17 protein-coding genes are annotated in these 14,903 nt (G+C 32.5%); 3 read left to right on the top strand and 14 right to left on the bottom strand.

The window, feature by feature from the left end; genetic code table 11:
* Nucleotides 1–10: 10 nt before the first annotated feature.
* From Q4512_RS01785 to Q4512_RS01770, 4 genes are all read right to left on the bottom strand, one after another.
* Nucleotides 11–334: a DUF59 domain-containing protein gene (locus Q4512_RS01785; protein WP_303420985.1), complete on the bottom strand. Its 324-nt coding sequence runs from the start codon at nt 332–334 to the stop codon at nt 11–13.
* Nucleotides 335–407: 73 nt separating this feature from the next.
* Nucleotides 408–830 carry a SufE family protein gene (locus Q4512_RS01780; RefSeq protein WP_303420983.1) on the bottom strand — a complete coding sequence of 141 codons (423 nt, stop codon included), beginning with the start codon at nt 828–830 and terminating at the stop codon, nt 408–410.
* Nucleotides 831–882: 52 nt separating this feature from the next.
* Nucleotides 883–1,692 (bottom strand): META domain-containing protein, encoded by an 810-nt coding sequence (locus Q4512_RS01775; protein ID WP_303420981.1) that lies wholly within the window; start codon nt 1,690–1,692, stop codon nt 883–885.
* 42 nt (nt 1,693–1,734) lie between these two features.
* On the bottom strand, nt 1,735–2,949 hold the full coding sequence (locus Q4512_RS01770) for an aminotransferase class V-fold PLP-dependent enzyme (RefSeq protein ID WP_303420979.1): 1,215 nt from the start codon (nt 2,947–2,949) through the stop codon (nt 1,735–1,737).
* A gap of 108 nt (nt 2,950–3,057) precedes the next feature.
* Between Q4512_RS01770 and Q4512_RS01765 the strand changes: the two genes are divergently transcribed.
* Both Q4512_RS01765 and Q4512_RS01760 read left to right on the top strand, forming a co-directional pair.
* Complete coding sequence (locus Q4512_RS01765; RefSeq protein ID WP_303421820.1) at nt 3,058–3,393, top strand: PadR family transcriptional regulator; 336 nt, start codon at nt 3,058–3,060, stop codon at nt 3,391–3,393.
* The gene (locus Q4512_RS01760) at nt 3,393–3,821 is read left to right on the top strand and encodes a hypothetical protein (protein WP_303420977.1); all 429 of its coding nucleotides are present in this window, start codon (nt 3,393–3,395) and stop codon (nt 3,819–3,821) included. The genes Q4512_RS01765 and Q4512_RS01760 overlap by 1 nt, the downstream gene beginning before the upstream one ends.
* A gap of 328 nt (nt 3,822–4,149) precedes the next feature.
* Here the strand turns inward: Q4512_RS01760 and sufD are convergent, their stop codons facing one another.
* The 9 genes from sufD to Q4512_RS01715 all read right to left on the bottom strand — a co-directional run bounded on the left by sufD (nt 4,150) and on the right by Q4512_RS01715 (nt 13,440).
* Nucleotides 4,150–5,463: a Fe-S cluster assembly protein SufD gene (gene sufD, locus Q4512_RS01755; protein ID WP_303420975.1), complete on the bottom strand. Its 1,314-nt coding sequence runs from the start codon at nt 5,461–5,463 to the stop codon at nt 4,150–4,152.
* 124 nt (nt 5,464–5,587) lie between these two features.
* Nucleotides 5,588–6,340 (bottom strand): Fe-S cluster assembly ATPase SufC, encoded by a 753-nt coding sequence (sufC, locus tag Q4512_RS01750; protein WP_303420973.1) that lies wholly within the window; start codon nt 6,338–6,340, stop codon nt 5,588–5,590.
* Between the two features lie 2 nt (nt 6,341–6,342).
* Nucleotides 6,343–6,762: a hypothetical protein gene (locus Q4512_RS01745; RefSeq protein ID WP_303420971.1), complete on the bottom strand. Its 420-nt coding sequence runs from the start codon at nt 6,760–6,762 to the stop codon at nt 6,343–6,345.
* A gap of 70 nt (nt 6,763–6,832) precedes the next feature.
* Nucleotides 6,833–8,281 carry a Fe-S cluster assembly protein SufB gene (sufB, locus tag Q4512_RS01740; protein ID WP_303420969.1) on the bottom strand — a complete coding sequence of 483 codons (1,449 nt, stop codon included), beginning with the start codon at nt 8,279–8,281 and terminating at the stop codon, nt 6,833–6,835.
* Between the two features lie 53 nt (nt 8,282–8,334).
* On the bottom strand, nt 8,335–8,664 hold the full coding sequence (locus tag Q4512_RS01735) for an iron-sulfur cluster assembly accessory protein (RefSeq protein ID WP_303420967.1): 330 nt from the start codon (nt 8,662–8,664) through the stop codon (nt 8,335–8,337).
* A gap of 102 nt (nt 8,665–8,766) precedes the next feature.
* The gene (locus Q4512_RS01730) at nt 8,767–9,834 is read right to left on the bottom strand and encodes a cytochrome-c peroxidase (RefSeq protein ID WP_303420965.1); all 1,068 of its coding nucleotides are present in this window, start codon (nt 9,832–9,834) and stop codon (nt 8,767–8,769) included.
* A 2-nt stretch (nt 9,835–9,836) separates the two neighbouring features.
* On the bottom strand, nt 9,837–10,610 hold the full coding sequence (locus tag Q4512_RS01725; protein ID WP_303420963.1) for an MbnP family protein: 774 nt from the start codon (nt 10,608–10,610) through the stop codon (nt 9,837–9,839).
* Between the two features lie 3 nt (nt 10,611–10,613).
* On the bottom strand, nt 10,614–11,960 hold the full coding sequence (locus tag Q4512_RS01720) for a hypothetical protein (RefSeq protein WP_303420961.1): 1,347 nt from the start codon (nt 11,958–11,960) through the stop codon (nt 10,614–10,616).
* A complete protein-coding gene (locus Q4512_RS01715) occupies nt 11,953–13,440 on the bottom strand; it encodes a choice-of-anchor B family protein (protein ID WP_303420959.1) in 1,488 nt (495 codons plus the stop codon). Before Q4512_RS01715 ends, Q4512_RS01720 begins: the two co-directional genes overlap by 8 nt.
* Nucleotides 13,441–13,632: 192 nt before the next feature.
* On the opposite strand from Q4512_RS01715, the gene thiL reads away from it, so the two are divergent.
* On the top strand, nt 13,633–14,685 hold the full coding sequence (thiL, locus tag Q4512_RS01710; protein ID WP_303420957.1) for a thiamine-phosphate kinase: 1,053 nt from the start codon (nt 13,633–13,635) through the stop codon (nt 14,683–14,685).
* On the opposite strand, the gene Q4512_RS01705 is transcribed toward thiL, so the two are convergent.
* Nucleotides 14,669–14,893, bottom strand: a complete 225-nt coding sequence (locus tag Q4512_RS01705) for a hypothetical protein (protein WP_303420955.1) — start codon at nt 14,891–14,893, stop codon at nt 14,669–14,671. The genes thiL and Q4512_RS01705 overlap by 17 nt on opposite strands.
* Nucleotides 14,894–14,903 lie beyond the last annotated feature (10 nt).

Genomic DNA, 14,903 nt, shown 5'->3' with positions numbered 1-14,903 from the left:
TGTTTTCTATTTAAAGCATGCCAAGTTCTAATTTCGCTTCTTCACTCATTAAATCTTGAGACCAAGGAGGATCGAATGTAATTTCTACTTCTGCATCTTTAACCTCGTTTAGAGATTTTACTTTTTCCTCTACTTCAAGTGGTAGCGTTTCTGCCACAGGACAGTTTGGTGTTGTTAGTGTCATTAAGATTTTTACATCATAATCTTCGTTTACAAAAACGTCGTAGATTAATCCTAATTCATATATATCTACAGGGATTTCTGGATCGAAAATAGTTTTTAAAACTTTTACAATCTTTTCTCCTAATACTGCAGTGTCTATTGTTTCGCTCATGAAAAATTTATTTTTAGTTTCCTTAAAAAAGGTAATCTATTGTTTTTAAGATTCCTGCCTACGCAGAAATGTGCTAATTAAGTTGCGTTTGGTATGCAATAGCATATAATTTTAATTGCTTAATCATGCTTACCAGGCCGTTTGCTCTTGTAGGAGACAAATGTTCTTTTAGTCCAATTTGATCAATAAAATCAGTATTTGCTTCTAAAATAGCTGCTGGATGTTGGTTAGAAAAAACACGAATTAAAATAGCAATAATTCCTTTTGTAATTATGGCATCGCTATCAGCAGTAAAAGCTATTTTGTCTTCTTTTAGTTCTGCATGCACCCAAACTTTACTTTGGCAACCTTTAATAATATTATCTTCAGTTTTGTATTGCGCTTCAATGAGTGGTAATGTTTTTCCTAGATCTATCATGTATTGATAGCGTTCTTCCCAATCTTCAAACATGGAAAACTCTTCTATTATTTCGTTTTGAATTTCTTGAATATTCACGGTTTTCTATTTTTTACAAAAATACAATTAAGTATTATGTTCATTATTATATTTATTGCTTTTCCTCAATATTTAAAATTGTATTTACTAAATCTGCAATTTTAGCATTAGGATTGCCATGATCAAAAGTTTTAGAACGATAAGTTTTTCCATTTTTAGTAATGGTAAATGTTGCTCCAGCAGCGCCATCATATTGATGTGCAGTAGATGGTGGTTCGAGATTTTCTAATTCTTCAAGGTTTAAAACCGCTACTTTTTTAAATATATCTGTCGTTTCTTTTTGACTAAACTTTCTTGCTTTTGGTTGTACACCTCTTTGGTTTTGAGAAATTATACTATCCTTTTTAATTTTTATGTTTAAGTAACTGCCTCTTGTAATAGCGCTGTATTCTATTGAGTAATTATCAATTTGCGCTATTTTAGATATATTGTTATTCGTTGCCGAAATTAAATTTTCTTTTTCGTTTTTTAATGTTAGTGTGTTGTTAGCTATGGAATAAGAAGTCGTTTTTTCTAATGCTTTTAATAGTTGGTTCTCTACATCCATAAAACGTTTACAATGCATTTTTGTAGAAACTAATGGGCCTATTTTTAAGGTATTATTGGTAATAGTATATTCACCAGAAAATCTATTGCAACCTGCAAATCCAGAAACTCTGTTTGTTGCTTCATCAAAATTTATATGCATATCTTTTGGGAGGTCTGTATTATCCATAAAGGAAGATATAAGATATTTTCCAGATAGAATAATAGTTTGTTTAGCATCTGTATTGTCTTGCATATTTGTAGTTGCTTTAGCGTTTCCACAAGACTTAAGTGCAAAAACAGTTATAAGTATGGTAATAAATTTCATGATTTTCATTTGTTAAAATTTAAATATAATATACAAAAAAGACGCCAAACTTTAAGATAGCATCATTTTAGCTTTTTTTACACCAGAAACTAAAGCATCAATTTCTTCTTTGGTGTTATAGAAAGCAAAAGAAGCACGAACCGTACCTGGAATTTTAAAAAAGTCCATAATAGGTTGTGCGCAGTGATGACCTGTTCTAACAGCAATTCCTAATTTATCTAAAATAGTTCCAACATCGTATGGATGAATCCCTTCTAGGTTAAAAGATACTACCGAGGTTTTATTATTAGCGGTTCCGTAAATTTTTAAACCTTCAATTTCTATAAGTGCTTTGGTTGCATACTCTAAAAGTTCGTGTTCGTATTTTGCAATAGCATCAAAACCAATGGTATTCATATAATCTATGGCTGCACCAAATGCAATGCCACCACAAATATTGGGTGTTCCTGCTTCGAATTTATGTGGTAATCCTGCATAGGTTGTTTTTGTAAAACTTACTTCGGCAATCATTTCTCCACCACCTTGATAAGGAGGGAGTTTGTTTAACCATTCTTCTTTTCCGTACAACATACCTACTCCTGTTGGCCCACACATTTTATGTGCAGATGCTACATAAAAATCAACATCTAAATCTTGTACATCAGGTTTTACATGTGGACAAGCTTGTGCGCCATCAATTAATACTGCCGCGCCAACTTGATGTGCTTTATTAATGATTTCTTCAATAGGGTTAATGGTTCCTAGGGCATTTGAAATATGATTAGTAAATACTAATTTTGTGTTTTCATTTAGTAAATTGTCATATTCATGCATTACCAATTCCCCATCTTGGTTCATTGGTATGACTTTTAAAATTGCGCCTGTTTTTTCGCATAACATTTGCCAAGGCACAATATTACTATGGTGCTCTAAAGCCGAAACAATGATTTCATCCCCTTTTTTTAGTAAGGAAGCAAAACCATTTGCAATTAAATTTATACTATGTGTAGTACCAGAGGTATATATTATTTCGTGTGCGTGTTTGGCATTAAAATGTTTTTGAATGGTATGTCTTGCTGCTTCGTATTTATCTGTAGCCTCTTGACTTAGTGCATGTACACCACGATGAATATTTGCGTTGTAATTACTGTAATAATCTATTATAACATCGATTACTTGTTGTGGTGTTTGTGATGTTGCTGCATTATCAAAATACACCAAAGGTTTTCCGTTTACTTCTCTTTTAAGTATTGGGAAATCTGCTCTTATTTTCTTCAAATCTAACATGCTACAAATTTACGGTTTGTTACTAAAAGAAGTGTAAAGAAAAAGATAAATGATACATTTTATTTAAATTTTATACAAATGCATTTAAATAAAATGTATATTTGTACTATGTATAGCAAAGAATTAACAAAAGGAACGTTACAACCTATCATTTTAAAGCTTATTAGTCAAAGGGAAAAAATGTATGGTTATGAGATAACGCAAGAAGTAAAGAAACTTACGCTTGGTAAGATTGATATATCAGAAGGAGCTTTGTATCCTATACTTCATAAGTTGGAAGCTAAAGGTATCTTAGAGACAGAGAAAGTATACATTGGTAAACGAGTAAGGAAATATTACAAAGTTACCAGTGAAGGAACAAAAGCAGTAGAAGAAGTGACGCAGGAAATAAATAATTTTATGGAAACGTTGCATTTAATTTTTAACCCAAAACCTATTATATAATGCGAATAGAAGAAAAACATATTGATTTTATAGAAAATAGTTTGAAGTTTTATGGAGTTAAAGAAGATCGCTTAAGGGAGGATTTAATAGACCATATTTGCACGTATATTGAAAGTAGAGACGGTGAAGATTTTGATGCTTTATATCAAGAAGCATTACAAAAATTTGGAGGCTATGCTAGTTTTCAAAATTTACAATTAGAAACCAATTTACAGAAGTTTCATAAAGAGAGCGTGCTACTTAATAAACTAAAAATAGGTTTAGGTTTTACTATGCTAGCATTACTGGTGTTGGGAATGTTGTTTAAAATTATGCACTGGCCTTATGCAAGTTCTATGCTTTTAGGAGCAATTATTACTTTTATTCTAGGAGTACTTCCGGTGCTATTTTATGCTAGATATAAAAGATTAAACTATAAATTTTCTTAAAATAATAATTATGAAAAAATCATTTTACGTAGTGGGCTTCTTTACCTTTTTTGCGCTTGGAATTGGAGCGATGTTTGAATTTTTAACTTGGCCTTATCGAGGAATAGTTGTGTTTATAGGATTCTTACTTTTAAACTTTGGATTGATACCCATGTATTTTTATCAGAAGTATCAGCAGGTCAAAAGTTGAGTCTTATCTATGACTTGAAACAAAAAACGGCAAACATATGAATGTTTGCCGTTTTTTGTTTTTTAGCCCAGATTGCGGCATTGTTGGAGCTCCTCAAAGAGAGCGACTGCCAAAAGCTGGAAATAGCTTAAAAAAAAATTATAAATCGAAACCAATATTCACACCTAACTTGTTTGCTATAAGTCCGTTAATACGCTTTTTTAGTTCTGGAATTTTCACAGATTCTAGTACATTATTCGCAAAAGCATACATTAATAAAGCTTTTGCTTCTTTTTCTGGAATACCTCTAGAGCGTAAGTAAAACATGGCACTATCATCTAACTGACCAATCGTACAACCATGCGAACATTTTACATCGTCTGCAAAAATTTCTAGTTGCGGTTTCGAGTTTATGGTTGCTTTATCACTTAGTAAAATATTATTGTTAGATTGAAACGCATTGGTTTTTTGCGCTTCTTTATTTACAATTACTTTACCATTAAAAACCCCTGTAGCACTGTCGTTAAAGATACCTTTATAATCTTGGTGGCTTTCGCAATTAGGTTCTATATGGTGTACTAAAGTGTTGTGGTCTACATGTTGTTTGTCGCCAATAATGGTTACACCATTTAATGTAGAGTCCATGTGCTCACCATTTTGGTAAAAGTTAAGGTTGTTACGTGTTAACTTTCCTCCAAAACTAAAGGTATGTACAGATACATGACTTTCGCGTTTTTGATTTACAAAGGTGTTATCAATTAACGATGCATTTACATTATCGTTTTGAATTTTATAGTAATCAATTATAGCACGTTTGTTTCCAAATATTTCTGTAACACTATTGGTTAAAACAGGGTTGTTAGATAAACTTTGGTGGCGTTCAATAATTTGTACATGCGAGTTTTCGTCTACAACAATTAAGTTCCGTGGTTGTTGCATTAATGCAACTTCGCTTCCTGTAGAAAAATGTAAAATTTGAATTGGTTTATTTACCAATTTGTTTTTTGGAATATGTATGTAAGCACCTTCTTGAGCAAACGCAGTATTTAATGAAGTTAAGCTGTCTTTTGTAGCTACTTTATTAAAATAGTTTTCAATAATTAAACGATATTTTGGTTTATTTAAAGCCGAAGACATTAAGCAAACATCGATACCATCATGCGTAGTTTGAGATAAATGCGAAGCAAATTTACCATCAATAAACACAATATTATAGGTGTCTATATCATGAATGAAATACTTTTTAACGTCGCTATATTCTATGGCGTTTTCTTGTTTAGGAAAAACACTATAGTCTTGTTTTAAAATACTGTTTAATGATGTGTATTTCCAAGCTTCATCTTTTTTAGAAGGAAAACCTTCTGTTTCAAAAGTTTTTATCGCTTCTGTACGAATATCATGTATTTGACAGTCGATGTCTACATGATTTTCGAAAGCTAAAAATGAGGAAACTAATTTTTCTTTTAAATCCATTTTTGTTTCGTTGTTAGTTATTAGTTAATGATCGCTAGCTCTCACTATCGACATCAAGCTATAAACTAATTTAACTTAAGTAATTATTTAACTAGTTTTTATACAACTAGCAACTAATTACTATTTATGCGTTTACTTCTTCTTTAATCCAGTCGTATCCTTTTTCCTCTAACTCATGTGCTAGAGCAGCAGTTCCAGATTTTACAATTTTTCCATTGTATAAAACGTGAACAAAATCGGGTTTGATATAGTCTAGTAAACGTTGGTAGTGTGTAATTAAAATGACTGCATTGTCTTTGCTTTTTAATTTGTTAACACCATTTGCTACAATACGAAGAGCATCGATATCTAAACCAGAATCTGTTTCGTCAAGAATCGCTAATTTTGGTTCCAGCATTGCCATTTGAAAGATTTCATTACGTTTCTTTTCTCCACCAGAAAAACCTTGGTTTAAAGAACGAGATAAAAACTTTCTATCTATTTCTAACATTTCCGATTTAGAACGAATAAGCTTCAACATTTCGTTGGCAGGCATATCTTCTAATCCTTTTGCTTTACGGTTTGCGTTAATAGCAGTTTTTATAAAGTTAGTAACAGAAACTCCAGGAATTTCTACAGGATATTGAAACGATAAAAACACACCTTTGTGTGCGCGTTCTTCTGCAGCAAGTTCTTCGATATCTTCATTTTCTAATAAAATGTTTCCAGCTGTAACTTCATATTCTTCTTTTCCTGCAATTACAGACGCTAAAGTACTTTTACCAGAACCATTAGGTCCCATGATTGCATGTACTTCGCCTGCTTTTACTTCTAGATTAATTCCTTTTAAAATAGACTTTTCTTCTACACTTGCGTGCAAGTTGTTTATTTTTAACATAATTATTTTGTGCCTAATTTTACAACATTTTCTGCTTCTGATTTAATAGCAGATATATTTAATATTTCTTTAATTTCAATTTGATTATCCCAGCCTTCTTCTCCTTCGGGTTTCTGTTGGATTTTTGCTCGTACTTCTACCATTACAAAATCGGTGTCTTCCTTTTTAAATGGTTTTGCCTGTTTGTTTAATTCGGTAACCTTATCGTCTAGGATCACGCCGTAAATTTGGTTGTGTGTTTGTAAAACCGCTGCGTCTGCATAATAAACGAACTCACCTTTTAGTAAGGTTAATCCATCACTTTGTTTTGCTGTTCTACCGTCTTTTGTTTCCGTAGTTTCTTCAGTGTTTTCCTTTTTTGATTCGTTTTTACAACTTGTAAAAGTTACTGCTAATACTAATAAGAATACTAATTTTTTCATTGGTACTTAAAAAATTAATTTAATTAAACTTTGATTATATTTCGTTGCAGACCTGTCTAGGTCTATTATATTATCCTACACTTCCTTCTAACGAAATTTCTAGTAATTTTTGAGCTTCTACAGCAAATTCCATAGGTAGTTTATTTAATACGTCTTTACTAAAACCATTTACAATTAATGCAATAGCTTTTTCGGTATCTATACCACGTTGGTTACAGTAAAATATTTGGTCTTCCCCAATTTTACTCGTTGTTGCTTCGTGTTCTATTTGAGCTGTTTTGTTTTTTGCTTCTATGTATGGAAATGTGTGTGCTCCACATTCATTACCCATTAGTAAACTGTCACATTGACTAAAATTACGAGCGTTTTCAGCACGAGAGCTTACTTGTACTAAACCTCTGTAGGAGTTTTGTGATTTTCCTGCTGAAATTCCTTTCGAAATAATAGTAGATTTTGTGTTTTTACCTAAATGAATCATTTTGGTTCCAGTATCTGCTTGCTGAAAATTGTTAGTTACTGCAATAGAATAAAATTCACCAACAGAATTATCTCCTTTTAGTACACAAGAAGGATATTTCCAGGTTACAGCAGAACCTGTTTCTACTTGCGTCCATGAAATTTTTGCATTCTTTTCACACAAACCACGTTTGGTTACAAAGTTGTAAACACCACCTTTTCCTTCTGCATTCCCTGGGTACCAGTTTTGTACTGTAGAGTATTTAATTTCTGCATCATCAAGTGCAATTAGCTCTACAACTGCAGCATGTAATTGGTTTTCGTCACGACTTGGTGCAGTACAACCTTCTAAGTACGATACATAACTACCTTCGTCTGCTATAACAAGTGTTCTTTCAAACTGTCCTGTTCCAGCTTGATTTATTCTAAAGTATGTAGATAATTCCATAGGGCATTTTACACCTTTTGGAATGTAGCAAAAAGAGCCATCACTAAAAACTGCAGAGTTTAAAGCTGCATAAAAGTTGTCTTTTGTAGGTACAATGGTCCCTAAGTATTTTTTCACTAATTCTGGATGCTCTTGAATGGCTTCCGAAATAGGCATGAATATAATTCCTTTTTCTGCTAGTGTTTTCTTGAAAGTTGTAGCAACAGAAACCGAATCTACCACGATATCCATGGCAATATTGTTCATTTTTTTCTGCTCATCTACAGAAATACCTAGCTTTTTGTACATTGCTAGTAAATCTGGATCTACATCATCTAATGTTTTATTTGGGTCTACAGAAGTTGGCGCAGAGTAATATGCAATTGCTTGAAAATCTGGTTTGGTATAATGTACATTAGCCCAATCTGGTTCTTTCATTTCTTTCCAAACCTTAAAAGCTTCTAGTCTCCATTGTGTCATCCATTCTGGCTCATCTTTCTTTTTAGAAATAGCACGTACAATGTCTTCATTTAATCCAATAGGAAAAGTGTCAGATTCAATATCTGTGTAAAAACCATATTCGTATTCTTTGGTTTTAAGTTCTTCTCTTAGATCGTCTTCTGTATATTTACTCATATCTCGATTTTAATTTTAAATTCTTTCTTATGAATAGAAAGATTTACATTGGTTTATAGTGAAAAAGATTCACCACAACCACAAGTTCTGTTAGCGTTTGGATTGTTAAAAACAAATCCGGTTCCGTTTAATCCTCCAGAATATTCTAGTGTTGTTCCTATTAGGTACAAAAAGCTTTTTTTGTCTACAATAATTTTTACATCGTTGTCTACAAACACTTTATCTTCTTCTTGCTTTTCTTTATCAAACTTTAAATCATAAGATAAACCGGAGCAACCTCCACTTTTTACACCAACACGAACATAGTCTGTTGCTGCATTATAGCCATCATCAGTCATAAGTTCTATAACTTTTCTTTTAGCTGTTTCTGAAACTTTTATCATATTATTAAATTGATTTATCTAAATAGAGTGCAAATATACAATATAAGTCATGGATTTCCATATAAGCTTACATTATATTAGTGATGTTTTAATAAGAAAAATCTATTGGTTGTTAAAAGCAGGATTGTTAATAAATGATGGGTCTGAAAGCGATAAGAGGAAAGCTTTTAGATCTGCTTTGTCTGAATCGGAAAGATGCACACCACCTTCATCCACTTTTTTCATTAATGGATCTATGGTTGGTGAGTCTTGTAAACCTTCGCTGTAATGATTTATTACTTCTTCTAGAGAGTTGAAACGACCATCATGCATATAAGGAGCAGTGAAAATAAGATTACGTAAAGAAGGAGATTTAAATTTACCATTATCTGCTGGATCTCCTGTAATTTCTCCTAAGCCAATATCTGTAAATACTGCGTCTAAACCGTTGTTATGAAATAAGTTGTCTGTCCATAAAGGATTGTTTGGGTTCCCGTGACAGTGAAAACAATCTCCTTTGGTTTCGTCCATGAAAACGTTTAATCCGTTTTCTTCTTGAGGCGTTAGTGTTGCTTCTTCTAGTAAATATCTGTCGAATTTCGAGTTTGCTGAAATTAAGATTCGCTCAAATTGCGCAAGTGCTTTTGTGACTAGTTCTTTTGTTATGGGTGTAGTGCCAAATGCTTCTTCAAAAAGTTTCGGGTATTCTGAGTGATTTTGTAATCTGGTTATAACTGTTTCCCATGAGTTATTCATTTCTATTGGGTTTGTAACAGGTTCTAGTGCTTGATGTTCTAGACTAAATACACGACCATCCCAAAAGAATTTTTTATCATAGTTCCAAGCCATATTAAATAAAGGCATGGAGTTTCGCGTGCCAATGCTTCCGTCTATACCAACACTAAATCTGGCTGGATCTGTAAAGGCGTTTCCTGGATTATGACAAGAAGCACAAGCTTGCGTGTTATTTTCGGATAAAATAGTATCGAAAAAAAGTTTTTTTCCTAAAATTATTCCTTCTTCTGTTTGTATGTTATTTACTGGAATTATAGGAGCTAATATATTGTCTTCAAAAACTTGAGGTATTTGTAATGGGCTTGGAGTTGGTACATATGTATTTGAGCCTGAGGGTTCGTTAGAACAAGACAAGCAGATAATAAACAGAATACTATATACTAACCAATGCCTCATTTTTATTCTGTAATTTCATTTAAAGAAAATACATTTTGCCCGTTTTGAAACATCGTTATTTGTGCATTAAAATTTGGCATCATCATATTGTGTAATGTGTTTAAATCCCATAGGTTTGGGTTTTTAAACCATTCTGCAATATTCATATCTATATTAAAAGTTAGGTCTTTAGATATAGAGACTGGTCCTAATTCTACATCGATAAAAGTATCTTGAAATAATAGGCCGATAGGATCTGAGTTGTCCACTGCTCGAATTGCGTGATATGCATAACCTGTTTCGGTATCTGTATTATCTATAAATTTACCTTCTAATTGCATGTAGTGATAACCACCACCAAGCATATCTGGAACATTCCACGAAGCTGCATTTAAATCGGTATAGGTTTGGCTATAATTATCTTCGGTGTTAAAACCAAAAGTGAAAATTACATTAGTATAATCTCCTTTTGGAATTGCTGTATATGGTTGAAACACTAAATTAACATCATTGGTTACATCTACTAGAAAATGCCCGCTTGTGTATAGCGTTTCTCCGTCTGCTTTTTCTAATCTAATGTTAGAGATTAAGTACCTTAATTTCTCGATACTCATTTGCTCTCCATTTGCATTAGTGAATTGAATGGTGTTGAACTCGGTATTATTCACTTCTGCTCCATCCCAATTATGCGAGAAACTAAAAGTAGCAGAAACATCTTCATTTGAATTATTACCATTGTCTTCTGAACAAGAAAAGCTTAAAAAAGTAAGTAAAGCTAAGGCTAAAATTTTTTTCATTTTTTATTTTATTTTTATTTTTAATAGGTCTGTAAAACCGTTGTTATTTGTTAAATCGAAATCGTTACTACTAGATTCTCCAACAGCAATTATATTTTTATTTGGCAATTCTATAGCGTCGTAAAGGTAATCAATAGTAGAGCCTCCAATTGTTTTTTGCCATTCTATGTTGGCATTGGCATCTATTTTTAATACCCATGCATCATTTTGTCCGTTGTTAGCACTTAAATCACCATCGATACTTCTGGTACTCCCAGAAATTATAAAGCCATTGTCTTGTGCATTAGATATAGATCTACCCGAATCGAAACTAGAGCCTCCAAAAGATTTTTCCCAAATTATAGCTCCGAGAGGGTTTATTTTAATAAGCCATAAATCGGAAGCTCCATACGGATTGCTAATATCTTGATCGTTACTTCTTGCGTCTCCAACTATAATATAATTTCCATCTTGTGTGTTTGTAATAGACCAAGCTTCATCAATTTCTGATCCGCCAAAAGATTTTTCCCAAACAATACTTCCTGTGGTATTTATTTTTACAACCCAAAAATCATAATCCCCTTTGTTATTGCTTATATCTATATCATCACTATCTGAAGAGCCAACAATAATATAGCCATCATTGGTTTCAATAACATCATTAGGGACTTCAGAATAAGATCCTCCATAATATTTACTCCATTCAATATCACCAGATGCGTTTGTTTTAATAGCCCAATAATCGCCACCTGCATGTCTTGCGTGTGATTGTTTCGTGTTACCTTCTCCACCAGAAGCTGTTACATCTAAAACTCCAGTGAGTAGGAATCCATTGTCTGTAGTTTGAATAACGGAAACCCCAATGTCTAAACCAGAATATCCAAAAGATTTCTCCCAAATTAGGTTGCCTGCATTGTCCAGTTTTGCCAGCCAAAAATCGTAATAGCCTGAGTTTTGAGTAACATCTTGATTCGCACTATTAGTTTGTCCTAATATAGCATATCCACCATCTAATGTTTGTACTATAGATTTCCCTCTATCATCTCCAGAACCACCAAAAGTTTTGTTCCATTGCAGTTGGTTATTTTCGTCAAATTTTAAAACCCAATAATCATAACTTTCATTTGTTTTATCTGTTATATCAAAATCCTTACTTTGTGTATGACCAAGAATTACATAACCACCATCTTGTGTGCTTACAATTGATTGTGCGCTTTCATTTTTTGTACCACCAAATGTAGAAATAGCTTCAATTTCACCTAAAAAAGCATTTCCGGAAGATGTTGCATTGTCATCTGACTTACAGCTATTTAAAAAAATAACGGTAAGGCTTACAATTAAGGTGGAAAGAATGTTTAATTTATTATTCACTTTTTCTTACTATTAAAAGACCTCTTTCTATATCACTAATAATAATGTTGCCACTTGCGAAATATGGATATACACTCCAAGCGCCATTAAAACTTGTATTATTATTTTCTGGATGTGTATCAAAAAAACCAGACTCTATCAATGTACCAGAAGCAATATTTGTAATATCAATCATTCTTAATCCAGCAGAATAACAAGCTTGAAAATAAGTATTTCCTTTTACATAACCATTATGATCTATGGCTGCAGTTGGGCCAAAATAATCTGCATGAAAAAGAGGATTGTCTAAATCATTGAAGTCAAATATAATGGTTCTAGTATTATTACCAAAGCCTAATTCATCTGTTTCGTCTCCAAGAATGAAATATTGTTTATCTTCTGTAAACCATCCTTGATGTGTATAACCAATATTATTGTATGCGATTGTTGAAATAGTAATAGGATTTGCTTTGTCTGATATGTCTGCAATTACAATTTCATTTTCATTACTTCCTATTAAAATTTCATGTCCAGTATAGTCCGAATCTGGACCATTATAAGTTACTACTTGTGCATCATGCGAATAACCATTAAAACCACCTTCTGCTATTGGGTTTGTTGGGTTTTGAATATTAATAAAATGCGCTCCACCACCAAATGTATTAGAGCCTACTGCGTATGCATATCCAGAATCTTCATTTATAACAATATTATGCGCTTTTCCAAACTCTGTATAATGTGCGTCTGATGTGAAGTTTGCTGGAGGATTTGTTACGTTTCTTAATTTTTTTAAATCAAATACTTGCATACCATGATTTAAGTTTTGGTTTCCATCTGCTACTATATAAGCGTGATTATTATACACTTTTACATCACGCCAAAAATTGGCGCCTTCGGCAGTATCTAATCTTCCTAAAAAAATAGGTTCAATTGGGTTTGTGATATCTACAAAAGCAGTACTATTGGTCATGGCTATTATAGCATATTCATTACCAGTTAAAGAGTCAGTCCATCCCCAAATATCACTTCCTTCAGGATTTCCCATTGTATTAGCTAAAACGGAAACAGGAACATGGGACATTAAATTATAGCCGTCACAAGGGTATGGTCCTGCCATTCCATCAATACATTCAAATAAAGGTATATCTAAAACAGGATCGCATACATCACCAATACCATCATTATCTGCATCTGTTTGCTCTGGATTAGCCATATCTATACAGTTATCTATATTATCAGGTATTCCATCTTCATCTGTATCTGCATCTGCTACAAGATCACATGCATCTCCAACACCATCATTATCTGTATCCGCTTGGTCTGGATTTGCTATTTCTACACAGTTATCTATATTGTCTGTAATTCCATCTCCATCAATATCAGAATCTTGAGTGATAATTATATTTACGGGCTCATTATCACAGGAATAAATTAATGGTACTAATAGAGTGATAAAAACCAATCTTTGTAATAAATATTTCTTTTTCAAGAATTTTGACATACTATTAAATTTAAAAAACTTCTTTATTTGCTAAAAAAAGCTCAATGTATTTAAGCAAAATTAGAAGAATTATCTAAAATATTCTTATCCACACTGTTAAAACTGCTTCTTTTTCATTTTGGTATAATCACTTCTTCTTTTTTATTTAATAATATGGCATATTTTTAATAATAAGCTTCTTATTTTTGCAACATGATAGAAGATAAAAACCAACAACGTACCTCATTAAGTGATTTAGGAGAATTTGGATTGATAGACCATTTAACTTCGCATTTTAAAGTGTCACAAAAATCTACCATTAAAAGTATTGGAGATGATGCAGCTGTTTTAGAATTTAAGAAAAAGCAAATTGTAGTTACTACAGACTTATTGGTCGAAGGTGTGCATTTCGATTTAAGTTATATGCCTTTAAAACACTTAGGGTATAAATCTGTTGTTGTTAACTTGTCGGATGTGTTTGCAATGAATGCGAACGCAACTCAAATTACCGTTTCTATTGCTGTTTCTAATCGTTTTCCTTTAGAAGCATTAGAAGAATTATACGCAGGAATTGAAACAGCTGCAGGAATTTATGGTGTAGATGTTGTTGGAGGAGATACGACTTCCTCTACTTCAGGATTACTAATCTCTGTAACAGCAATTGGAGAAGTTGAAAAAGAAAATGTGGTGTATAGAAGTGGTGCAAAACCTAATGATTTATTAGTAGTTACTGGTGATATTGGTGGAGCATATATGGGATTACAGGTTTTAGAACGCGAAAAACAAGTGTTTTTGGTAAACCCAAATAGTCAACCAGATATGGAGCCTTACGCGTATATTATAGAAAGACAATTAAAACCGGAAGCAAGAAGAGATGTTGTAAAGCTTTTTAAAGATTTAAAGGTTAAACCTTCTGCAATGATTGATGTTAGTGATGGGTTGTCTTCCGAGATTATGCATTTATGTAAGCACAGTAAGGTTGGTTGTGATTTATATGAAAATAAATTACCCTTAGATCCTCAAGTTATATCTACTTGTGAAGAGTTTAACTTAGATAGTACAACAGTAGCTTTAAGTGGAGGTGAAGATTATGAATTGCTTTTTACAATATCTCAAGAAGATTATCCTAAAATAAAAGCCAATCCTAATTTTACAGTAATTGGTTTTATGACAGAGCCAAATGTAGGAATGCATTTAGTTACTAGAGCAGAAACTAAAATACCTCTGCAAGCACAAGGTTGGAATTCATTTAACGATCAAGAATAAGCGCTTTTCGTTTCTTTTTTTTGTAATGCATGCTTTTTAATACCAAATTGATTTCCTTAAATTTAGGAGTTAACGGAATTAAATTGCCATTACCACTAGTAGTCATTTGTTTTTTACAATGTTTACATTGATATTCCTTCACATGTGCTGTGATATCTTTTGTAACCTTAAAATCATGACCAAATACGCTACAGTGAATTGGATTCATATAGTTAATT

The organism is Oceanihabitans sp. 2_MG-2023, from assembly GCF_030547245.1.
In the GTDB taxonomy this organism is placed as follows: Bacteria; Bacteroidota; Bacteroidia; order Flavobacteriales; family Flavobacteriaceae; genus Oceanihabitans.
The sequence above is the reverse complement of the archived record's forward strand: the minus strand, read 5'-3'. Positions and strand labels throughout refer to the sequence as shown.